The sequence below is a fragment of the Bradyrhizobium sp. GW821-FHT13H06 genome (genome assembly GCF_058803975.1).
Window position 1 is genome coordinate 1,307,505 of sequence record NZ_JBXAPN010000001.1, and the last position, 21,662, is coordinate 1,329,166.

Annotated in this window: 21 protein-coding genes; 6 read left to right on the plus strand and 15 right to left on the minus strand. The window is 65.3% G+C overall.

Annotated elements, in window-relative coordinates; translation table 11 throughout:
- Positions 1–136: 136 nt before the first annotated feature.
- Both AC1RQP_RS06280 and AC1RQP_RS06285 read right to left on the minus strand, forming a co-directional pair.
- Positions 137–967 (minus strand): OmpA/MotB family protein, encoded by an 831-nt coding sequence (locus tag AC1RQP_RS06280; protein WP_061026303.1) that lies wholly within the window; start codon positions 965–967, stop codon positions 137–139.
- 22 nt (positions 968–989) lie between these two features.
- Positions 990–1,763 (minus strand): motility protein A, encoded by a 774-nt coding sequence (locus AC1RQP_RS06285; protein ID WP_239623050.1) that lies wholly within the window; start codon positions 1,761–1,763, stop codon positions 990–992.
- Between the two features lie 303 nt (positions 1,764–2,066).
- On the opposite strand from AC1RQP_RS06285, the gene AC1RQP_RS06290 reads away from it, so the two are divergent.
- Positions 2,067–2,357, plus strand: coding sequence for a hypothetical protein (locus tag AC1RQP_RS06290; protein WP_492936267.1), 291 nt, complete (start codon positions 2,067–2,069; stop codon positions 2,355–2,357).
- Between the two features lie 16 nt (positions 2,358–2,373).
- On the opposite strand, the gene AC1RQP_RS06295 is transcribed toward AC1RQP_RS06290, so the two are convergent.
- The 4 genes from AC1RQP_RS06295 to AC1RQP_RS06310 all read right to left on the minus strand — a co-directional run bounded on the left by AC1RQP_RS06295 (position 2,374) and on the right by AC1RQP_RS06310 (position 6,920).
- Positions 2,374–3,093: an RraA family protein gene (locus AC1RQP_RS06295; RefSeq protein WP_492936268.1), complete on the minus strand. Its 720-nt coding sequence runs from the start codon at positions 3,091–3,093 to the stop codon at positions 2,374–2,376.
- 123 nt (positions 3,094–3,216) lie between these two features.
- On the minus strand, positions 3,217–4,098 hold the full coding sequence (locus AC1RQP_RS06300) for a CDP-alcohol phosphatidyltransferase family protein (protein WP_492936269.1): 882 nt from the start codon (positions 4,096–4,098) through the stop codon (positions 3,217–3,219).
- An 86-nt stretch (positions 4,099–4,184) separates the two neighbouring features.
- Positions 4,185–4,907 carry a phosphatidylserine decarboxylase gene (locus AC1RQP_RS06305; RefSeq protein ID WP_448035407.1) on the minus strand — a complete coding sequence of 241 codons (723 nt, stop codon included), beginning with the start codon at positions 4,905–4,907 and terminating at the stop codon, positions 4,185–4,187.
- 54 nt (positions 4,908–4,961) lie between these two features.
- Positions 4,962–6,920: an ABCB family ABC transporter ATP-binding protein/permease gene (locus AC1RQP_RS06310; protein ID WP_492936270.1), complete on the minus strand. Its 1,959-nt coding sequence runs from the start codon at positions 6,918–6,920 to the stop codon at positions 4,962–4,964.
- A gap of 201 nt (positions 6,921–7,121) precedes the next feature.
- Here AC1RQP_RS06310 and AC1RQP_RS06315 point away from each other — a divergent pair, with 201 nt between their 5' ends.
- Positions 7,122–7,727 carry an LOG family protein gene (locus AC1RQP_RS06315; RefSeq protein ID WP_028179969.1) on the plus strand — a complete coding sequence of 202 codons (606 nt, stop codon included), beginning with the start codon at positions 7,122–7,124 and terminating at the stop codon, positions 7,725–7,727.
- Positions 7,728–7,731: 4 nt separating this feature from the next.
- On the opposite strand, the gene AC1RQP_RS06320 is transcribed toward AC1RQP_RS06315, so the two are convergent.
- From AC1RQP_RS06320 to cysS, 4 genes are all read right to left on the minus strand, one after another.
- Positions 7,732–8,109, minus strand: a complete 378-nt coding sequence (locus AC1RQP_RS06320; RefSeq protein WP_492936271.1) for a VOC family protein — start codon at positions 8,107–8,109, stop codon at positions 7,732–7,734.
- Positions 8,110–8,227: 118 nt separating this feature from the next.
- Positions 8,228–9,835, minus strand: a complete 1,608-nt coding sequence (cimA, locus tag AC1RQP_RS06325) for a citramalate synthase (protein ID WP_492936272.1) — start codon at positions 9,833–9,835, stop codon at positions 8,228–8,230.
- A 178-nt stretch (positions 9,836–10,013) separates the two neighbouring features.
- Positions 10,014–10,505, minus strand: a complete 492-nt coding sequence (locus AC1RQP_RS06330) for a GNAT family N-acetyltransferase (protein ID WP_239623042.1) — start codon at positions 10,503–10,505, stop codon at positions 10,014–10,016.
- Between the two features lie 115 nt (positions 10,506–10,620).
- Positions 10,621–12,000 (minus strand): cysteine--tRNA ligase, encoded by a 1,380-nt coding sequence (cysS, locus tag AC1RQP_RS06335; protein WP_492936273.1) that lies wholly within the window; start codon positions 11,998–12,000, stop codon positions 10,621–10,623.
- Positions 12,001–12,290: 290 nt separating this feature from the next.
- Here cysS and AC1RQP_RS06340 point away from each other — a divergent pair, with 290 nt between their 5' ends.
- On the plus strand, positions 12,291–12,596 hold the full coding sequence (locus tag AC1RQP_RS06340) for a hypothetical protein (RefSeq protein WP_492936274.1): 306 nt from the start codon (positions 12,291–12,293) through the stop codon (positions 12,594–12,596).
- A 144-nt stretch (positions 12,597–12,740) separates the two neighbouring features.
- Positions 12,741–13,931: a DUF2865 domain-containing protein gene (locus tag AC1RQP_RS06345; protein ID WP_492936275.1), complete on the plus strand. Its 1,191-nt coding sequence runs from the start codon at positions 12,741–12,743 to the stop codon at positions 13,929–13,931.
- A 233-nt stretch (positions 13,932–14,164) separates the two neighbouring features.
- On the opposite strand, the gene AC1RQP_RS06350 is transcribed toward AC1RQP_RS06345, so the two are convergent.
- From AC1RQP_RS06350 to AC1RQP_RS06360, 3 genes are all read right to left on the minus strand, one after another.
- On the minus strand, positions 14,165–15,922 hold the full coding sequence (locus AC1RQP_RS06350) for an NAD+ synthase (protein WP_492936276.1): 1,758 nt from the start codon (positions 15,920–15,922) through the stop codon (positions 14,165–14,167).
- Positions 15,923–16,019: 97 nt separating this feature from the next.
- Entirely contained in the window at positions 16,020–16,373 is a 354-nt protein-coding gene (locus tag AC1RQP_RS06355; protein WP_028179961.1) for a diacylglycerol kinase, read from the minus strand.
- A gap of 4 nt (positions 16,374–16,377) precedes the next feature.
- The gene (locus AC1RQP_RS06360; protein WP_492936277.1) at positions 16,378–17,766 is read right to left on the minus strand and encodes a class II 3-deoxy-7-phosphoheptulonate synthase; all 1,389 of its coding nucleotides are present in this window, start codon (positions 17,764–17,766) and stop codon (positions 16,378–16,380) included.
- Positions 17,767–17,946: 180 nt separating this feature from the next.
- On the opposite strand from AC1RQP_RS06360, the gene AC1RQP_RS06365 reads away from it, so the two are divergent.
- Entirely contained in the window at positions 17,947–18,843 is an 897-nt protein-coding gene (locus AC1RQP_RS06365) for an alpha/beta hydrolase family protein (RefSeq protein ID WP_492936278.1), read from the plus strand.
- 7 nt (positions 18,844–18,850) lie between these two features.
- Here the strand turns inward: AC1RQP_RS06365 and AC1RQP_RS06370 are convergent, their stop codons facing one another.
- Positions 18,851–19,114, minus strand: coding sequence for a hypothetical protein (locus tag AC1RQP_RS06370; RefSeq protein ID WP_492936279.1), 264 nt, complete (start codon positions 19,112–19,114; stop codon positions 18,851–18,853).
- Between the two features lie 155 nt (positions 19,115–19,269).
- Positions 19,270–20,043, minus strand: a complete 774-nt coding sequence (locus AC1RQP_RS06375) for a response regulator transcription factor (protein ID WP_492936280.1) — start codon at positions 20,041–20,043, stop codon at positions 19,270–19,272.
- Positions 20,044–20,425: 382 nt separating this feature from the next.
- Between AC1RQP_RS06375 and AC1RQP_RS06380 the strand changes: the two genes are divergently transcribed.
- Positions 20,426–21,658 carry an acyl-CoA dehydrogenase family protein gene (locus AC1RQP_RS06380; protein WP_492936281.1) on the plus strand — a complete coding sequence of 411 codons (1,233 nt, stop codon included), beginning with the start codon at positions 20,426–20,428 and terminating at the stop codon, positions 21,656–21,658.
- The last annotated feature ends 4 nt before the right edge of the window (positions 21,659–21,662 follow it).

Consider the following 21,662-nt stretch of genomic DNA (forward strand, 5'->3'; position numbering starts at 1 on the left):
CGCCTTTTGACGCTTCCGTCGCGCCTGTCAATCGGCCCAGCACCATAGCAGGCGCCGCGACAGAAGCTGTGACGCCGTGGCAACGTTCATCGCCAGCGCGACGACATGCCTCAGGTAGAATGGTAGCGCAAGGGGGTTACGGCTTCAGATTCGGCGGCAGCGGCGGATCCTCACGCATCAGGGTGATGGTCACCCGACGGTTGGCCGCGAGCGAGGGATCGTCCGGAAACAGCGGCTGGGTATCCGCCTTGCCCGAGACGGCGAAAATATGCGACGGCGGCAGGCCTTCGCGTTCGAGGATCTGGCGCACGGCGTTGGCGCGGTCGGCCGACAGATCGAAGGCGCCGTAGTCGCTGCGGGTCGGTACAAATCCTGCCGCGGTGTGGCCGGCGATGGAGACGCGCAGCGGCGTGGCCTTGAGCGGAATCGCAAGCTTCTCGACCAGGCGCCGGGTACGGTCATAGGGCACCTTGGAGCCGTCGGCGAACATCGAGCGGCCGTCCTGGTCGACGATCTCCAGGTTGAGGCCCTGCTTGGTCTCCTCGAACATGATGTGCTTGGACATCTCGGTCAGTTCCGGCATGTCCTGCAACGCTTGGCGCAGCGAGGCCGCGGCCAGCGCGAAGTTGCGGTCGACCTTGATCTTCGCGCCGGACGTCTTGTCGCGGTCTTCCTGGTCCGGCGTCGGCGTGTTGGAGGCGTCCTCGGGCTGGATGTGATCGACATTCTTCAGCCGCGGGCGTGTCGGCAGGCCGTCAGACTCGACGATGCCGGAGTAGCGCGCTTCGCTCTGAACGCCGAACGCCTCGCGCATCGAGCCCGCGACGATCTTCAGCTTGTTGGCGTCCTGCGTGGAGAACGCAACCAGCATCACGAAAAACGCCAGCAGCAGCGCCATCAGGTCGGCGAAGGTCACGAACCAGCCGTGACCGCCGCCGTGAGCATCGCCGCGCTTCTTCTTGGCCATCTCTCAAATCCCGGCGGCGGCCTTAGGCCGGCACCGGCTCTCCCTCGGTGTGACGATGCTTCTCCGGCAGGTAGGCCAGCAGCATTTCGCGCACGAGTGTCGGGCTCTTGGAGTCCCGGATCATCAGGATGCCGTCGATGATCAACGTTCGGTTCGTTTCTTCGTCGAGCAACTTGCCATGCAGCTTGTCGGCAATCGGCAAGCAGATCAGGTTGGCGACAACGGCGCCATACAGCGTCGCAAGCAGCGCGGTGGCCATGAATGGGCCGAGCTTGGAAGGGTCCGACATGTTGGAGAACATCTGCACCATGCCGAGCAGCGTGCCGATCATGCCGAATGCCGGGGCGCAGTCGCCGACGGCGCGATAGATCTTGCTGCCTTCGTCGAGGTGCATCAGGAAGTTGTCGCGGTCGCGCTCCAGATTGTCGCGAATGAAGTCGAGGTCGTAACCGTCCGCAACGTAGCGGATTCCCTTGGCAAGGAACGGCTCGTCAGTCTCGACCTTTTCCAGCCCGACCGGACCCTGCTTGCGGGCGATTTCGGCGATGCGGGCGAGTTCGTCGACGAGGTCGTGGGCCGAAAGGCGGCTCAGGGTGAAGGCAAACTTTGCGCCCAGCGGTACTCCGTGCACCATCGCCGACAATGGAAAGCGGATCATCGTTGCGGCGAACGAGCCGCCGAAGATGACGATCACGGCGTGGATGTCGTAAAACATCCCGAAGCTGCCGCCCATCAAGATCAGCGTCGATACAACAGTGGCGCCCGCGACAAGGCCGACAAGTGTTGCGATATCCATTATCGACTCCAACGCGTACGCGACAACGGCCATCCTGGCCGCTGGTGCGGCCCGACCCCGAACCGCACCGCAAACCCTAGAGCGCCGCCCTTAAAGCCGCGTAAAGGTTAAGTCTGGACAGTGTGCTGCATGCCGCAGCGCCGCTGCGATTGCCGTCCGGCGATAGGAACTTCAACACTTCGCTAACCATTGGCGGGGCACGCCACGACGTCACATCGGCTGCGGCCCTCCGCCACATCGTGGCCAGGGATCGATTGGTGTCTGGTAGTGGGTGCGGTATGCTCGATCGCGGGAGCCATCGCGATGTTGACGCTTTTCGGTGTTCTCACCGCGCTTCCCGCGGTGCTGGCGCTCCACCTGCTGGAGCCGGAACTCGTCCTGCCGGCTTTCAGCCTCGTGCTCTTTGCCGAGGCCGCCTTCGCGGTGATGGCAGCGCGCTTGATTCACCTCCCGGACAATGCGGAGGACATCACGCTATGGGACCTTGCCGGCGGCTTCACCCTGATCGGATGCGCCGCCGCAGTGATCGGCGAGCCGGATCAGGCGGTCCTGTTTCTGACGGAACAAGGCGACCCACGGCCATCGCGGCCGTAGGTCGTTCGATCGCCGTCTAGTGAATCTCCGCCGAGCGCTTCAGCGCGGCCTTCAGCTTCTCCAGCGAGAAGTCGGGGCTGCGGGCGATCTCCAGGATCGGCGTCTCGCGGCGGCCGCACAGTTCGGCGGCTTCCGGCAGCTTTGCCGCGACGTCGAGCGGGATCACGATGGCACCGTGCCGGTCGGCGTGGATGAGATCATCGGACTTCACGGTCATGCCGGCGACGCGCACCTCGCCGCCAAAGCTTTCCGCATGCACCCAGGCATGCGACGGGCCGATCGAGCCGGCCAGCGCCTGGAAGCCCGGGGCCCATTGCGGGATGTCGCGGATCGAGCCGTCGGTGATGACGCCGAGGCAGCCGAGCGCCTTGTGCACGTTGCTCTGCACCTCGCCCCAGAATGCGCCATAGCCGACGTCGGGACCGTCGATGTCCTGGATCACCGAGATGCGCGGGCCATGGCCGGTACCGACATATTCGTAATAGTCGATGCGGCGCTTCGACTGCTCCTCGGCCGGGAGCGATGATTTCAGCACCGAGCGGATCGCAACCGTGCGGGCGTAGCCGACGATCGGCGGCAGGTCGGGAAACGGACAGACCAGTTGCTTGGTGGTGTAGCCGATCAGACGCCGCTCGGGCGCCACGATCTCCATGGCATTGCAGATCGTCGGCGTGTCATAACGGCCCAGCGCCTCGAGGACGGAAGCGGGCAGCGGCCCGGTCGCGGAATTGGTCACGGCGTTCTCTCCCAGATGGGCGGCTGTTGATTGCGCGATGCCGCCGGCACATGGGCGATATAGCCGAGATCGGGCCTCGACCCAACTCAGGCAGGCCTCATGGCAGATATCCGCGAGGAGCGCTCAGTGCAGACGTCCGGGCCGGTCGTCCTCGTGCGCCGGCTCCGACGGATTAGACAGCGTCGGCGCCGAAGTCGGTGACGACACCTCGCCTCCCGCCGGCGCGGCGGCTTCCATCGCACGCGCCTGGTCGCGATAGGATTTGTAGCCGAGCGGCAGGCAGAGCAGATAGAGCACCGTGCCGATCGACAGCACGTGCCAGGGATAGGCGATCAAGAGCGCGATGAAGACGATCACGGCGACGAAGGCCGGCAGCACCAGCTCCGGCGGCACGCGCATGCGCTTGGTCTTGCCGGAGAACACCGGCAGGCGCGACACCATCAGAAACGCGATCAGAAGCGTATAGGCCGCCGTCACCGCCGCGGGGGTGCGGCCGAGCTCGAGGAACGCGATGTAGATCGGCAGCAGCACCGTGATGGCGCCGGCGGGCGCCGGCACGCCGGTGAAGAAATTGGCCGCGAAGGCCGGCTTGTTCGGATCATCCATGGTGGCATTGAAGCGCGCCAGCCGCAGGCCGCCGGAGATCGCGAACACCATCGCGGCGATCCAGCCGGCATTGCCGAGCTCGTGCAGCTGCCAGAAGTACAGCATCAGGCCCGGCGCCACCCCGAAATTGACGAAATCGGCGAGGCTGTCGAGCTCGGCGCCGAACTTGGACTGGCCCTTGATCATGCGCGCGATGCGCCCGTCGATACCGTCGAGCGCGGCCGCGAACACGATGGCGTAGACGGCAAGCGTCATCCGCCCCTCGATCGACAGCCGAATCGAGGTCAGGCCGGCGCAGATCGCCAGCAGCGTGATGACGTTGGGGACCAGCATCCGCACCGGGATCGGTCGAAACCGCCGGCGGCGCACATCGGGATCTCTCAAGTCATAGGGCGTCATGGCTCGTCCTTATCTTAAGGCGAGATATAGCAAGCCCTGTTCCGCTCCGCCATTGCTGCGGAAGGCCCCTTTGGACCGACTATTGGTTAATTGGCGCGGAAGGCGCGGCTCGGGTCTTCGCCGGCAAGGTCGGCCAGGATCGTCTCTCCGGCGATCGCGGTCTGCCCTTCGGAGACCAGCGCCTTGGTGCCCACGGGCAGATAGACGTCGAGGCGGGAGCCGAAGCGGATCAGGCCGAAGCGCTCGCCGGCACCGATCGCCTGCCCCTCCTTGACGAAGCAGACGATGCGCTTGGCGACGAGGCCTGCGATCTGGACCACGCCGATCCGCGCCGTCGGCGTCGTGATGACCAGCGAGTTGCGCTCATTGTCCTCGCTCGCCTTGTCGAGCTCGGCGTTGATGAAGAGGCCGGGCCGATAGGCGATGCGATCCACCCTGCCCGCCACGGGCGCGCGGTTCACGTGGCAGTTGAACACGCTCATGAACACCGAGATGCGCGGCAGCGGCCGGTCGCCAAGCCCGAGCTCGGCCGGGGGCAGCGCCATGGTGATCATCGAGACGCGGCCGTCGGCGGGCGACACAACCAGCCCGTCACGCACGGGTGTCACGCGGACGGGGTCGCGGAAGAACAGCGCGCACCAGACGGTCAGGATCGTGCCGATCCATCCCAGCGGCGACCACAGCCAGAACAGGACCAGGCTTGCCAGCGCGAAGCCGCCGATGAAGGGATAGCCCTCCTTGTGGATCGGCGGGATCTGGCGCTGGATCGAATCGAGAATGGACATCGCTATCTGCCGCTCGGGGTTAATGGCGCGGGTCGTCGCGCGCGCTTGTTTAGGCCAGAGTTGGGACCGGAGACAAGGTCAGTCGACCGCTGCAGGCGTCGTCAGGATGTCATCGACCGGCGGCGGCTCCCGGTTGGGCGCCGCGCTGGTGTCGGCCATCTTGGCCAGTTTCTCGCGTGCCGCCTCGGCCTCGCGCTGCCTGTTCCACATGCTGGCATAGAGGCCGCCCTGCGCGAGCAGTTTGGCGTGGGTGCCGCGCTCGGCGATGCGGCCCTGGTCCAGCACGATGATCTCGTCGGCGCCGACGATGGTCGAAAGCCGGTGCGCGATCACCAGCGAGGTGCGGTTCTTCGCCACGCGGTCGAGCGCACCCTGGATCTCGTGCTCGGTGTGGGTGTCGAGCGCCGAGGTCGCCTCGTCCAGCACCAGGATCGGCGGCGCCTTGAGAACCGTACGCGCGATCGCGACGCGCTGCTTCTCGCCGCCCGACAGCTTCAGGCCGCGCTCGCCGACCTGGGTGTCGTAGCCCTTCGGCGCCATGCGGATGAAGTGGTCGATCTGAGCCAGTCGCGCCGCCTCCTCGACTTCGGTATCGGGCGCATCCCAGCGGCCGTAGCGGATGTTGTAGCGGATGGTGTCGTTGAACAGCACGGTGTCCTGCGGCACCATGCCGATCGATGCCCGCAAGCTCGCCTGCGTGACGTCGCGGATGTCCTGGCCGTCGATCAGGATCTTGCCGCCGGAGACGTCATACAGGCGGAACAGCAGCCGCGAGATGGTCGACTTGCCTGCGCCCGACGGGCCGACGATGGCGACGGTCTTGCCGGCCGGCACCTCGAAGCTGATGCCCTTCAGGATCGGGCGCGACGGCTCATAGGCAAAGCGCACGTCCTCGAAGCGCACGATGCCGGCGGAGATGACCAGCGGCTTCGCGCCAGGCGCATCCTTGATCTCGGCCTCGCGGCCCAGCACATTGAACATCTTCTCGATGTCGATGATCGCCTGCTTGATCTCGCGATAGACCATGCCCATGAAGTTCAGGGGCTGGTAGAGCTGGATCATCATCGCGTTGACCAGCACGAAATCGCCGACGGTGTTGGTGCCGTTGCGCACGCCGATCGCGCACATCAGCATGGTCGCGGTCAGGCCCAGCGTGAAGATCACGGCCTGGCCGGTGTTGAGCACCGCGAGCGAAGTATAGGTGCGGACGCTCGCCTCCTCGTAGCGCTCCACCGATTTGTCATAGCGCTGCGCCTCGCGCGCCTCGGCACTGAAATATTTGACGGTCTCGTAATTGAGCAGCGAGTCGATCGCCTTGGTGTTCGCCTCGGTGTCGGAATCGTTCATCTTGCGACGGATGCCGATCCGCCACTCGGTCGCGATGTAGGTGTAGTACATGTAGAGCATGACCGTGATCAGGGTCACGACCACGTAACGCCAGTCGAACTGCCAGAGCAGCACCGCCATCAGCAGCGAGACCTCGACGATTGTCGGGATCAGCTGCAGGATCACCATGCGCACGATGACCTCGATGCCCTCGCGGCCGCGCTCGAGCACGCGCGTCAGGCCGCCGGTCTTGCGCTCGAGGTGAAAGCGCAGCGACAGCTCGTGCATGTGAATGAAGGTGATGGTGGCGAGCTTGCGCACCGCATGCATGGCGACACGGGCGAAGATCCCGTCGCGCCACTGCGTCAGCACCGCCATCAGGATGCGCATCGCGCCGTAGCTCGCGGTGAGCAACAGCGGCGAGGCGATCACCCAGAGATGCCAGTTGTCGGCCTGCACCGGCGCGGTGTTGGCGCCGGTCAGTGCATCCGTCGCCCATTTGAAGCTGAACGGCACGGCCAGCGTGATCAGCTTGGCGGCGAGCAGCAGCACCAGGGACCAGACCACCCGCATCTTCAGATCGGAGCGATCGCCCGGCCAGATATAGGGCCACAGATGCGCCAGCGTGCCCATCAGCGTGGCCCGCTCCAGCGGTCCTCCGGCGGAAGGATCAGGAACGTCGGCGCCGTCGAACGATTGAGGTCGGTCCATCAAGAAACCTGAAAGCCCGCCGGATGCGGGCGAAACTGCGATTAACGATTTTCGTCCGTCATATAGAGCCTTCCCGATGCCCGCGCACCCCGCCAGATGGCGAATCTTTGATTGTTTATCGTCATTTACCGGTAGATTCCCGGGAGTATCGAATCACCGATTGGGCTTGACGCCTGTTCGCTGCAATGCATCATGGCACCAATGAGCACGATCAAAACCGTCTGCGTCTATTGCGGCTCCGGCCCTGGAACCAATCCCCGCTTCGCCGAAGGCGCCAAGGCGTTCGGCAAGGCGCTCGCCGAGAACAACATCCGCTTGGTCTATGGCGGCGGCTCGCTCGGCCTGATGGGCGCGGTCGCGACCTCCGTGCTCGACCACGGCGGCACCGTCACCGGCATCATTCCCGACTTCCTGCGGATGCGCGAAAACGCGCTGACGCGCGTGCAGGAGATGATCGTCACTCCCGACATGCACGAGCGCAAGCGCTTGATGTTCGAACGCTCCGACGCCTTCGTGGCGCTGCCGGGCGGCGTCGGCACGCTGGAGGAGCTGGTCGAGCAGATGACCTGGAAGCAGCTCGGCCGTCACGCCAAGCCCGTGCTGCTTGCCAACATCGACAATTTCTGGGAGCCGCTGTTCTCGCTGCTGTCGCACATGCGTCAGACCGAGTTCATCCGCGCGGGCCTTTCGATCGACGTCCTCAAGGCCGATCGCGTCGAGGACATTCTGCCGAAGCTGAAGGCGGCAGTTGCCCAGCTGGCCGAAGCGGAAAAGCAGCTCGCCCCGGAAATGGCGCGCAAGCTGTAAGGCCCTACTCTGCCGGAAACGTCACAGCCTCGATCCGGTTGCCGTCGGGATCGGTGACGAAGGCTGCGTAGTAGCGCACGCGGTCGTGCGGGCGAATGCCGGGCGCGCCGTCGGAGCCACCGCCGGCCGACAGCGCTGCGGCGTGAAACGCATCGACCTCGGCCGTGGTTCTCGCCCGCAGGCAGATGTGCACGCCGCTCTCCGGGGCTACGGGCGGCATCGCCTCGCGCAAATTGATCCAGAACTCCGGATAGGCCTTGCCGAAACCGACTGTCCGCGGCCGCGTGACGAGGCGCGTGAGGCCGAGCGATCCGAGCGTCGCCTCGTAGAATCTTGCGGCGCGTTCGAGATCGCTGACCCCGACGGAGATGTGGTCGATCATGGTCCTGCCCGTCCCCTATCGCTCGTAGCCCGGATGAGCGAAGCGACATCCGGGAAAGTCTATCGGTGCGGCATATACCGTCCCGGATATCGCTTCGCTCATCCGGGCTACATCTTTCTTACGCCGGCGCACCCGATTTCACGAGCTTGTAGATCACCGAATCCATCAACGCCTGGAACGAGGCGTCGATGATGTTCGGGGAGACGCCGACCGTGGTCCAGCGCTCGCCGTTCTCGTCCTCGCTCTCGATCAGGACGCGCGTGACCGCGCCGGTGCCGCCGTTGAGGATACGGACGCGATAGTCGATCAGCGTCAGGCCCTCGATGTATTTCTGGTACTTGCCGAGGTCCTTGCGCAGGGCAACGTCGAGCGCATTGACGGGGCCGTTGCCTTCGGCCGCCGAGATCAGATGCTCGCCGGCGACGTCGACCTTGACCACCGCGAGCGCCACGGTGACCCGCTCCCCCAGCGCGTTGTAGCGCTGCTCGACATTGACGTCGAACTGCTCGACCTCGAAATAATGCGGCACCTTGCCGAGCGTGCGGCGCGCCAGGAGCTCGAACGACGCATTGGCGGATTCGTAGGCATAGCCCGCCGCCTCGCGCGCCTTCAACTCCTCGACGAGGCGCGTCAGCTTCGGATCGCTCTTCTCGTAAGGGATGCCGGCGCGATCGAGCTCGGCGATGACATTGGAGCGGCCGGCCTGATCGGACACCAGCACCTTGCGGTGGTTGCCGACCAGCTCCGGCAACACATGCTCGTAGGTCTGCGGATCCTTCAGCACGGCGGAGGCATGGATGCCGGTCTTGGTGACGAAGGCGCTCTCGCCGACATAGGCGGCATGCCGGTTCGGCACGCGGTTGAGCATGTCGTCGAGCGTGCGCGAGACCTTGACGAGCGTTGCGAGCTTCTCCGCGGTGACGCCGATCTCGAACGCGTCGGAAAACTCCTTCTTCAATTTCAGCGTCGGGATCAGCGAGCAGAGATTGGCATTGCCGCAGCGCTCGCCGAGACCGTTCAGTGTGCCCTGGATCTGCCGCGCGCCGGCGCGCACCGCGGCCAGCGAATTGGCCACCGCCTGCTCGGTGTCGTTATGGGCGTGGATGCCGACGTGATCACCGGGGATGTGCTTCGTCACCTCGGTGACGATGGCCTCGATCTCATCAGGCATGGTGCCGCCGTTGGTGTCGCACAGCACCACCCAGCGCGCGCCCGCCTCATAGGCCGCCTTGGCGCAGGCCAGCGCGAAGCTCGGGTCTTCCTTGTAGCCGTCGAAGAAGTGTTCGCAGTCGAGCATCACCTCGCGACCGGCGGCCTTCGCGGCTGCGACGCTGTCGCGGATCGAGGCGAGGTTCTCCTCCTTCGTCGTCTCCAGCGCGACGCGCACCTGATAGGCCGAGGATTTTGCCACGAAGCAGATCGCGTCCGCCTTCGCCTCCAGCAGCCCGGCGACGCCAGGATCGTTCGAGACCGACCGCCCGGCCCGCCGCGTCATGCCGAACGCGGTGAATCGCGCATGATTGAGCTTCGGCTTGGTCGCGAAGAATTCGCTGTCGAGCGGATTGGCGCCGGGATAGCCCCCCTCGACATAGTCGATGCCGAGATCATCGAGCATCGCCGCGATGACCTGCTTGTCGGCCAGCGTGAAATCGACGCCGTTGGTCTGCGCGCCGTCGCGCAGCGTGGTGTCGAACAGATAGAGGCGCTCTTTCTTTGCCGAGCTCATCGCGAGCGTCCGTTCTTGTTACCTCCCCCCTTGTGGGGGAGGTCGGCGTCACGCAGTGACGCCGGGAGGGGGGTGCCACACGGGCGGTCTGAGCGCGAGGCTACCCCCCTCCCCAACTCTCCCCCACAAGGGGGGAGGGAGCGGAGAGAGGCTCGCGCCTGGTGAACAAGCTCCTTGCTCATTGCGGCGCTCCCAGCGTCTTCTTCATGGTCGTGTTGGCGAGCCATTCGTCGTTGATGGTGACGCTGTTGCGCTGCTGGGCGGTATAGCCGCGCTTGGCAAAGAAGCCCTGCGCGGTGTCGCTGGCATCGACCGAGAGGCTCGCCGCACCGCGGCTGCCTGCGAGCTTCTCCAGCGCGTCGACCAGCATGGTCGCGATACCCTGCCCTGCCACGGCCGGATGAACGTAGAGCATGCGGATGTGATCGTTGCCGCGCAGCGATGCGAAGCCGACCGGCGAGCCCTCGAGCGTCGCGATCAGGGTCAGGTCGGACGCAAGCTGCTTGCCGAACTCTTCGTCTTCAGCCGCCTGCATCCAGGCTTCCTGTTGCGCCTCGCTATAGTCATCGCCGGTTAGTTCCTCGATGCTGGCGGTGAAGATCGCAGCGAGCACCGGCAGGTCGTCAGGCAGGAAGGGCCGCAGGGCGGGCTTTGGCAAACTCTGTCCCATCGTCTTCACCACATCCCATAGAGCTTGAGCACCAGCGCCAGGGCGCCGGCGAGCAGCGCGATCTTCAGCGCGATGTAATAGAGCCAGTGCCGCGGGAAAGGCGTGTCGGGCCGCTTCATCGCGCGATCTCCCAGGTCGTGCCTTCCTTGGAGTCCTTGATCGCAACGCCCATCGCGGCGAGCAGATCGCGGATGCGGTCGGATTCCCTGAAGTCCTTGCGGCTACGGGCGGCCGTCCGCTCCGCGATCAGGCGCTCGATTTCCGTGGCATCGACGCCGCTCGCCTGCTGCTTGCGCCCTTCCCATTGCGCCGCGCTCTCGGCCAGGAATCCGAGCAGCCGCAACGAGCCCGACAATGCAGCGGCATCGCCACGCAGGCCGTGCAGCGCCGCGATCGCCTGCGGCGTGTTGAGGTCATCGAGCAGCGGCTCGATCACGGACGCGGCCGGCTTGCCGGGCGCGACATCGGCCGCGACGCGATACCAGTCATCGAGCGTCTTGGCGCTCTCCTCCAGCGACTTCATGGTCCAGTCGATCGGCGAACGATACTGCGTCTTCAGCATGTTCAGCCGAAGCACCTCGCCCGGCCAGTCCGCCAGCAGCTCATGGATGGTGATGAAGTTGCCGAGGCTCTTCGACATCTTCTCGCCCTCGACCTGGAGGAAACCGTTGTGCATCCAGGTGTTCGCCATGCGCTCGCGGTGGAAGGCGCAGCAGGTCTGCGCCACCTCGTTCTCGTGATGCGGAAACACGAGATCGATGCCGCCGCCGTGAATGTCGAAATGCTCGCCGAGATGCTTCCAGGCCATGGCCGAGCACTCGATATGCCAGCCGGGGCGGCCCTGCGCGGCGATGCCGGCCGGCGACGGCCATGAGGGCTCGCCGGGCTTGGACGGCTTCCACAACACGAAGTCGGTGTTGTCCTTCTTGTAAGGCGCGACATCGACGCGGGCGCCGGCGATCATCTCGTCCAGCGAGCGGTTGGACAGCGCGCCGTAGCGCGGCAGCACCGAGTTGGCGGCGTTCATCGCCTGCGGCGAGAACAGCACATGGTCCTCGGCGACGTAGGCAAAGCCACCGGCGACCAGCCGCTCGATGATCTCGCGCATCTCGCCGATATGCTCGGTCGCACGCGGCTCGACGGTCGGCCGCAAGCAACCAAGCGCATCGACGTCGGCATGAAACTGCCTGCCGGTCTGTTCGGTGACCTTGCGAATGGCCTCGTTCAGCGGCAGGCCGGGGAAATCCCGCGCGGCGCGGTCGTTGATCTTGTCGTCGACGTCGGTGATGTTGCGGACATATTTGACATGCGCTTCGCCGTAGAGGTGACGCAGCAGCCGAAACAGCACGTCGAACACGATCACCGGCCGCGCATTGCCGATATGGGCGAAGTCATAGACGGTCGGTCCGCAGACATACATGCGGACGTTGTTCGCATCGAGCGGCACAAAGGTCCGCTTTTCCCGGCTCAGCGTATCGTAAAGACGCAATTCCATGGCAACCCATCCCTCTCGGCCGGGCGTCCAAGGCTCTCAATGCATTTGAGAAAAGACGGCTCCAGCCAGCGAATCGCTAGCTCGTAATCTCGCGGCAAATGGCGCAGATGGCGAGGAGACCGTTCATGGGCGACATATGGGCTATGAGGCGGCCCCACGTCAAGAGAGCCGCGAAAACGCCGTTTTTATCTCCGCAAAGCGCACGGCTCGCCCTGATGGTTCACGATCCCCTAACCATTTGAGGCCATTCTGGAACCGGCGGTTCCTTCTTTTTTTGCCCCGGTATTTTCATGCGATCTGCACTCGCGCTCATTTTCAGCGCCTCGATCCTTGCGGCATCCAGCGCGTTCGCCGAGACCCGCGTCTTCATTATCGCCAATCAGGCGGATGGCTATGGCAGCGGCCAGTGCCTGGCCAAGGGCGAGACCTGCGGCGCCTCCCTCGCGCGCACCTATTGCCAGTCACGAGATTTTGCCCAGGCATCAAGCTATCGCCTGGTCGATCCCGACGAAATTACCGGCTCTGTCCCCAAAACCGGCGCAAACTGCTCTCATGGCCGTTGCAACGAATTTGTCGCAATCACCTGCCAGCGCTGAATTCGCTCGGAGCTGGCGGACCTTAGGCCCAATCATTGGCCCCTGAAACGACGTGACGATGCCGCAGGAAGCGGCTATTGGAGGGCGCGCTTCGGCCCCCCAAGAGTCACTTGGAACGTCACATTGGGCCGTGACCTCGCTAGAATGGCGGATATGCCTGAATTGTTGTCCCTGCCCCGTGCCCGCTTCTCCCTTGCCTGCACCGTGCTCCTGAGCGCGGTCGTGCTCGCCACCGGCGCTTTCGCGCAGGCCGGACCGCCCGGGCCGCCGCCTCAGCCCGGCCAGAACGGGCTGGGACCGAACCCGATGTGCGTGCGGCTGGAGGGCCAGCTCGCCGCGCTCGATCGTGGCGGCGGCGGTGACCCCGCGCGCGAAGAGCAGATCCGCCGCTATCAGGATTCCCAGGCCAAGCAGCAGGCCGAGCTAGACCGCGTCACCATGCAGGCCAAGCGCATGGGCTGCGATTCCTCCGGCTTCTTCTCGCTGTTCAACGGCCAGTCGGCGCAATGCGGCCCGGTCAACACCCAGATCCAGCAGATGCGCGCCAATCTGGACCAGATCACCGTCAATCTCGAGCGGCTGCGCGGCGGCGGTCCCGGCGGCTCCAGCCCGGAGCGCGACAACCAGCGTCGCTCGGTGCTGATGGCACTGGCGCAGAACAATTGCGGCCCGCAATATGCCAATGCCGCGCAGTCACAAGGCGGCGGCAACTTCCTGACCAATCTGTTCGGCGGCGGCAACAACCCGAACAATCCGCAGGCCGTGCCGCCCTCCGATCTCGGGCCGCAATCCGGCACCTACCGCACCGTCTGCGTGCGCACCTGCGACGGCGCCTATTTCCCGATCTCCTTTGCCACCGTTCCGGCGCGCTTCCCCGACGACGAGAAGACCTGCAAGGCGCTGTGCCCGGCTGCCGAAGCCGTGCTCTACACCCATCGCAATCCCGGTGAAGACATGAATTCGGCGGTCTCCATCGGTGGCCAGCCCTACACCGCGCTGCCGACCGCCTTCAAATTCCGCAGCGAGTTCAACCCGTCCTGCTCCTGCAAGGCGGCGGGCCAGACCTGGGCGGACGCGCTGAAATCGGCCGACGACAAGGCCGCGGCCGAGCAGCAGGGCGACATCATCGTCACCGAAGAGAGCGCCAGGAAGATGCAGCAGCAGCGGCTCAACAAGGGCACGCCTGCGAACGCGAAGAAGGGCGCAGCTCCCGCTCCGACGACGGCGAATGCGCCGGCCGCGGCACCGCCCGCGGATACAGGCACCGCTGCGAGCTCCGAGAACAAGCCGATCCGCTCCGTCGGCCCGACCTTCCTGCCGCAACAGCAGAAGTAATCACGTTTCGATGAGGTCAGGTCCCTCGGCTCGAGCGTTCCTTCTCCCCTTGTGGGAGAAGGTGGCGCGAAGCGCCGGATGAGGGTCTCTCTCCGCGCTCACACGTGGACATGAGAGCTCGCGGAGACAACCCCTCACCCGACCGAGTTCGTTGCGGCGGCGGTGCTGCCCTCTCCCGCAAGGGGCGAGGGCGCAATAATGCCCATCTCGCTCGCGGCCACGACAATCCAATCCTACCCCTCGAACGCGTCGATCGACGCCTGGCTCCCGCGCGACACCAGCGTCTCGTCAGGCGCGGACACCCCCTCGCCCTTGTCGCGAAAACGGTTGGTGATGGGATAGCGGCGGTCACGGCCGAAGTTCCTCGCCGTCACCTTCACGCCCGGCGCGGCCTGGCGGCGCTTGTATTCGGCGACGTTGAGGAGATGGTCGATGCGGGTGACGACCTCGCGGTCGAAGCCGGCGGCGATGATCTGCTCCAGCGGCTGCTCGCGTTCGACCAGGCGCTCCAGGATGGCGTCGAGCACGTCATAGGGCGGCAGCGTGTCCTGGTCGGTCTGGTTCTCGCGCAGCTCCGCTGTCGGCGGGCGCGTGATGATGTCGGGCGGGATGACCTCGCCTGCAGGGCCGAGCGCGCCTTCCGGCTTCCAGCTATTGCGCAGCGCCGCGAGGCGAAACACCTGCGTCTTGTAGATGTCCTTGATCGGGTTGAAGCCGCCGTTCATGTCGCCATAGAGCGTGGCGTAGCCGACCGACATTTCCGACTTGTTGCCCGTCGTCACCACCATCAGGCCGGTCTTGTTGGAGATCGCCATCAGCAGCGTGCCGCGGGTGCGGGCCTGGAGATTCTCTTCGGTGATATCAGGCGGCAGATTCTTGAAGATGCCGGACAGGATGGCATCGAAGCCGTTCACAGCTTCGGCGATCGGCAAAACCTCGTAGCGGATGCCGAGATGGCCGGCGAGCTCGCCGGCATCGGCGATCGAATGTGGCGCGGTGTAGCGATAGGGCAGCATCACGCCATGCACCTGGTCGGCGCCGAGCGCGTCGACCGCGATCGCCGCGCACAGAGCGGAATCGATGCCGCCGGAAATCCCGAGCAGCACGCCGGGAAAGCCGTTCTTGGTGACATAGTCGCGCAAGCCCAGCACGCAGGCGGCGTAGTCGGCCTTGTCGCCCTCGGGCAGTTCGGCGATCGGGCCGGTGCAGCGCCAGTCGTCGCCGTTACGGGTGAATCGCAGAGTGACGACGCTCTCCTCGAAGGCCGGCAGTTGCGCCGCAAGCGAGAGATCGCCGTTGAGCGCAAAGGAGGCGCCGTCGAACACCAGCTCGTCCTGGCCGCAAGCCTGGTTCAGGTAGACCAGCGGAAGTCCGCTCTCGGTCACGCGCGCGACCGCGACCGACAGGCGCACGTCATTCTTGTCCCGGGCATAGGGCGAGCCGTTCGGCACGAGGATGATCTCGGCGCCGGTCTCCGCCAGCGTCTCGACCACGTTCTCGTAATCCTCGGACTCCTCCAGCCAGATGTCCTCGCAAATCGGCACACCGATGCGCACACCGCGCACGATGACGGGCCCTGCGGCAGGGCCGCGCGCAAACAGCCGCTTCTCGTCGAACACGCCGTAGTTCGGCAGGTTGCACTTGAAGCGCAAGCTCGCGATGCGGCCGCCGTCGAGCAGCGCGCAGGCATTGTAGAGCCTGCCCTCCTCGACCCAGGGCGTGCCGACCAGCATGGCCGGACCACCGTCCGCGGTTTCGCGCGCGAGGCTTTCGATCGCGGCGCGGCACGCGGCCTGGAAGGCCGGCTTCTGCACCAGGTCCTCCGGCGGATAGCCGGCGATGAACAATTCCGGAAACAGCACGAGATCGGCGCCATCGGACTTGGCCTGCGCACGCGCGGCACGCGCCTTGGCGGCATTGCCCTCGATATCGCCCAGGGTCGGGTTGAGCTGGGCGAGCGTGACCGCGAATTCATTGAGACGTTCGGTCATCGAGCTCTCTCCGGCACCTCTCCCGAAGGGAGAGGTCGAATTGCATCGAAGGTGAAGAGACCTCGGACATCCACGCGCAATGGACCTTCTCCGCGAGCTACAGGAACCCCAATCGCTCGATGATGGCGATGATCCAGAACGCGCCTGCCATCAGCAGCGCAACGCCGACCGCGGCCGAGCCCATGTCCTTGACGCGCCCGATCTGCTTGTCGTGGTCCATCGTCAGCCGATCGGCGAGCTTCTCGATCGCGGTGTTGAGCAGCTCGACGACCAGAACGAAGGCGACGGAACAGACCAGCTCGACCGCGCGCATCGCGGTCGCGCCGATGAACCAGGCGAGCGGCACCGACAGCAGGAGCGCAAAGATCTCCTCGCGGACGGCCTGCTCCGATCGGAACGCAAAGGCCAGACCGTTCCGGGAATTGATCGTGGCCTTCCAGATCCGCAGCAAGGTTTCAGAGCCCCGCAGCGGCCGGAATCGGCTGGGCCTTGCCGGCGCGCTCCTGCTTGAGGAGCTCCGCGATCAGGAAAGCCATGTCGATGGATTGCTCGGCATTGAGACGGGGATCGCAGACCGTGTGGTAGCGGTCGTTGAGGTCCTCGTCCGTGATCGCGCGGGCGCCGCCGAGACACTCGGTGACGTTCTGGCCGGTCATCTCCAGATGCACGCCGCCGGCGTGGGTGCCTTCGGCCGCGTGGATCGCGAAGAACGACTTCACCTCGGACAGGATGCGGTCGAACGGCCGCGTCTTGTAGCCCGACGTGGAGGTGATGGTGTTGCCATGCATGGGATCGCACGACCAGACCACCACCCGGCCCTCGCGCTTCACGGCGCGGATCATGTTCGGCAGGTGCTCGCCGATCTTATCCGAGCCGAAGCGGCCGATCAGCGTCAACCGGCCCGGCTCGTTGTCGGGATTGAGCACGTCGATCAGCTTCAAGAGCTCGTCGGCCTTCAGCGAGGGGCCGCATTTGAGCCCGATCGGGTTCTTGATGCCGCGGAAATACTCGACATGGCCGTGATCGAGCTGGCGGGTGCGGTCGCCGATCCAGATCATGTGGCCCGAGGTCGCGTACCAGTCGCCGGTCGTGGAATCGACGCGGGTCATGGCCTGCTCGTAGCCGAGCAGCAGCGCCTCGTGACTGGTGTAGAAATCGGTGGCACGCAGCTCGGGATGGCTTTCGAGATCGAGGCCGCAAGCGCGCATGAAGTTGAGCGCGTCCGAGATGCGGTCGGCCAATTCCTTGTAGCGGCGGGACTGCGGCGAGTCCTTCAGGAAGCCGAGCATCCATTGATGCACGCTGCCGAGATTGGCGAAGCCGCCGGTGGCGAAGGCGCGGAGCAGGTTCAGCGTCGCCGCCGACTGCCGATAGGCCATCAGCTGGCGCTGCGGATCCGGCACGCGCGCTTCCCTGGTGAAGGCGATGTCGTTGACGATGTCGCCGCGATAGCTCGGCAGCTCGACGCCGTTCACCTTCTCGGTCGGCGATGACCGCGGCTTTGCGAATTGGCCGGCAATGCGGCCGACCTTCACCACGGGGACTGCGCCGGCATAGGTCAGCACCACCGCCATCTGCAGCAGCACGCGGAAGAAGTCGCGGATGTTGTTGGCGCCGTGCTCGGCGAAGCTCTCGGCACAGTCACCGCCCTGGAGCAGGAAGGCGTCGCCGGCCGCAACGCGCCCCAGGGCCCTCTTAAGATTGCGCGCCTCGCCGGCGAACACCAGCGGCGGAAAGGTCGCAAGCTGCGCCTCGACGTCGGCCAAAGCCTTGGCGTCGGGATATTCGGGCACCTGTAGCACCGGCTTGCTGCGCCAGGACTCGGGCGTCCATCGCTCGGACATTGCAATCTCTCCGTGAAGCAAAAAGCACAACCTGATCTGTGGGTTGCGAGGGCCGCCTTATACACAGGCTGGCTTCCGACCGCCAGTTGTAAATCCATTTCGTACCGCAAACCCTTGCGGCCAAAGCCGAATTCGCATTTGTTTGGCGCCGGCAAGAAACCGGCAGGACACAAACCGCCCATGGACGCGGCGCTGGACGACGTTTTCATCGACGAGATCAGCTTCCCCGCGACCGACGGCTATGCGCTGACCGGCACCCTGTTCCTGCCGCGCGGCGCCAAGCGCCATGCCGTCCTGATCAATTCGGCGACCGCCGTGCCACGCAAGATCTATCGCGGCTTTGCCTCCTACCTCGCCCATCGCGGCTGCGCGGTGCTGACCTACGACTATCGCGGCATCGGGGACTCCCGGCTGCCGGCGATGGTCGGCTACAACCGGCCCAAATCGCTGGCCGGCTTCAAGGCCTCGATGTCCGACTGGGCCGAACTCGACGTCACCGCCGCGGTCAGCTGGATGCGCGAGCGCTACAACACCCTGCCGCTTGCCTATGTCGGCCATTCCTTCGGCGGCCAGGCGCTCGGACTGATTGCGAACAACAGCGAAATCTCGCGCGCCGCGTTCGTGGCCTCGCAGGCTGCGACGTGGCGATTGATGACCTCCCCGGAAAAATACCGCGTCGTCGCCTTCATGAACCTGATTGGGGTACCGCTGGCCCACGCGCTGGGCTACGCGCCGGGCTGGGCCGGCGTCGGCGAGGATTTGCCCAAGGGCGTCTTCCTGCAATGGGCCGAATGGGTCTCGAGCCCCCGCTACCTCTTCGATTCCAGACTGCCGGCGCTGGAGAACTTTGCGAGGTTCAAGGGCGAGCTGCGCGCGCTGTGCTTCTCCGACGATCCCTGGGCCACGCGGCCTGCGGTCGAGTTGCTCACGAGCGGATTCACGGCGATCAGGCCGGAGGTGCTCGACGTCAAACCGTCCGACGTCGGCGCCAAGGCGATCGGCCATTTCGGCTTCTTCCGCCCCGATCACCGCGACACCCTGTGGCGCGGCGTCGCCGAATGGATTCAGGGAGAATGAGGCTGCGTCATCGGATGATCGTCGTCAGAGACGAGTAGCGCCTGTTCGGCTTGGCTTCGCCCGGCGCGAACTGCGCGAAGGCGTCGCTGACGCGCACCGCCGGCGGCGTATCACCGGCGAAGCGGAATTCCATCGGCCGCGGCGCGTAGAAGCTGGCGCGGTAATATGAGTCGTCGAAGCGTGCCTCGCCGACGCCGAACAATGCGTCGCAGACGAACAGGAGCGCGTAGACTCCCGCGACCGCTGCGATGATCTCCCTAAGAATTGACATGCCGATGCCCTGCCCTTTTGCGGGCAGGATGCAGATCGGTTCCAAAATCGAGGTTTAAGACTCAGCGGTTCTTGTCCGCTGGGTTTGCCGCCGCTGAACGGATAGCAGACAATTTTATCGATCCGGAGGCCGAACGCCCGCTGCAGTCGGCGGCTTTACTGCCGCGCGCTGAGAAGGCAGGCTGCAAGTTCGGTCCGGTTGTGCACGCCGAAGCGCCGGCACAGATTCGCGACGTGCTCCTTCACGGTCTGGTCGGAAATCCCCATTTCGCGGGCGATCTCCTTGTTGGTCTGGCCACGGCAAACCCGGATGGCGACATCCGCCGAGCGCGGCGGCAGCGATGCCGACAGCATCCCGGCCGTCTGGGGCTGACGGCCCGGGCTACGATCGGCTTGCAGCTCGCCCGCATTCATCATGTTGGTCAGCGCCAGCGAGCCGGCGCGGCATAGCATCTCCATGCGCAATCGTGCCCGCGGCGTATAGGGTGCGCCCGTCTCCGTCGTCGCAGTGAAGAGCACGCCGATGATCTTCCGGCCGCACCACAGCGGCCCACCCATATTGTAGGCGAAGCCCCATTCATGCAGCATCTCGAAGCTCGGGCTGTGCCGCCATTGCTGCGGGCCGATCACGGTTTCGCCGTCGACCGCGCAGCCGCGGGTCATGATGCAGTCGAGCACGGGGTCGTGCTTCCAGAATCCGGCCTTGTAATTGTCGAGCAGGCCGTCGGCGACGTAGCGGCTGTAGACCAGGGCAGGCTCGAGCCCGTCGAGCAGATAGAGGCCGACAGTCGGCGATCCCGTGAGTTCGGTGATGGCTGAGCAACAGGCCACGCCAAGCGCACGCACCGAACGGCTCTCGGCGATCGACATCAAACGATCCGCCAGCCGGCCTTCGGGCAGACCGTCCAACTGCTCCTGCTCGGCCCTCACCGCCACTCCTCGCGCGACGTGCGCCATTCCGTTTTGTTATAGGCTTAAAACTTCTTCTTCGCCCGTTCTCCGGTCAAGCGAAAAGAAGCGGCAGAACCGTGCTTCTCCGGCTCAGCTTTACGGCACAGCAGCAACGGCGATCCCCCCATGATGGGGGATTGCCGGTCTGCCCGCTTCATCCCTAGCATTCGCCCATCGTGATCGCGTGACGACATCACGCGGTTCCGACGGGGTCACGTCACCATCGCGAACTGTGCTCACCCGCGCGCCAACGGCCTTGGCGCGCGACGGCAGAGCTTTGCCGACGGACGCCGTTCCCGCGGTCCCGATCCTTCCCGCCGATCGCGCGGCGGAGCAACAGCTTGACGTGGAGATACCGACCATGAGCCTTTCCATGCAACGCGCCGCCAGGCCTTCCACGACGCCGTCAGTGGCCGAGTTCCACGCGCGCCTCGACGCCGTGCTGCCGCTGGTCGAGTCCCGCGCGGCCGACGCCGAGGCGCAGGGCTATCTCACCGACGACGTCGTCGCCGCGCTTCGCAAGGCCGGCATCTACACGATGCTGTTTCCCCGCGAGGTCGGTGGCGCAGAGCTTCTGCCATACGACGCCATGACCGTGATCGAGCGCCTTGCCTATACGCATGCATCCGCCGGATGGTGTGCGATCGGCAACAACATGGAAGGCACGACGCTCGCGATCTACGTCGAGGACGAGGGCATCAAGAAGGTCTTCGCAAAAGGCGCCGACATCACCATCGCCGGCAACGGCGTCCCGCGGGGCTTCGCCCGTCCGGTCGATGGCGGCTACATGATCCGCGGCAACTGGGCCTATGGCAGCGGCATCCAGCACGCCGAATGGGTCCATTCCGGCTGCTTCGTCACCGACGCCTCCGGCAAGGACATGGTGTTCGGTCCCAACGGACAGCCCAAGATCGTCGTCACCCACCATCCGCGGGCAACCATCAAGCTGATGGGCAATTGGGACGTGCTCGGCCTGCGCGCCACCGGAAGCTTCGACTACACGCTCAGCGAGGGCGACGAGCTGTTCGTGCCGACACACATGACCTACGATTTCGACATCGGCGCGCCGCGTCGCGGCGGGGTGCAGGGCGCGCTGGGGCTCGCGGGCTATAGCGCCTGGTCGCACTCGAGCTGGGCAGTCGGGGTCGGCCGCCGCATGCTCGACGAACTCGTGAAGGTCATCGTCCCGCGCCAGGATCCCTTCGGCAAGTCGTGCGAGAGCGCCAGCTTCAAGTTCCAGTTCGCGCAGGCCGAGGCTCGTTTTCGCGCGGCACGTGCGCTGGTACACGAAACCTGGAAGGAGGTCTCGGAGACCTGCGCCGACGGCGAAAGTCCCTCGCTGGCGCAGATGACGATGATCAAGCTGTCGCTGCGCCACATCCACGACGTCCTGTCCGACGTCTCGACCTTCGCGCACCGTGCAGCCCGGGGCGCCTCGCTTCACAACACGCCGATGCAGCGCTTCTATCGCGACATCCACTCAGGCACCCAGCACATCCTGATGGCCGACCAGATCGTCGAGGAATGCGGTCGTGCGCTGCTCGGCCTTCCCGGGCCGGACGCGCAATGGACAGTGTTCGGGGTGACTGGCTGAGCGC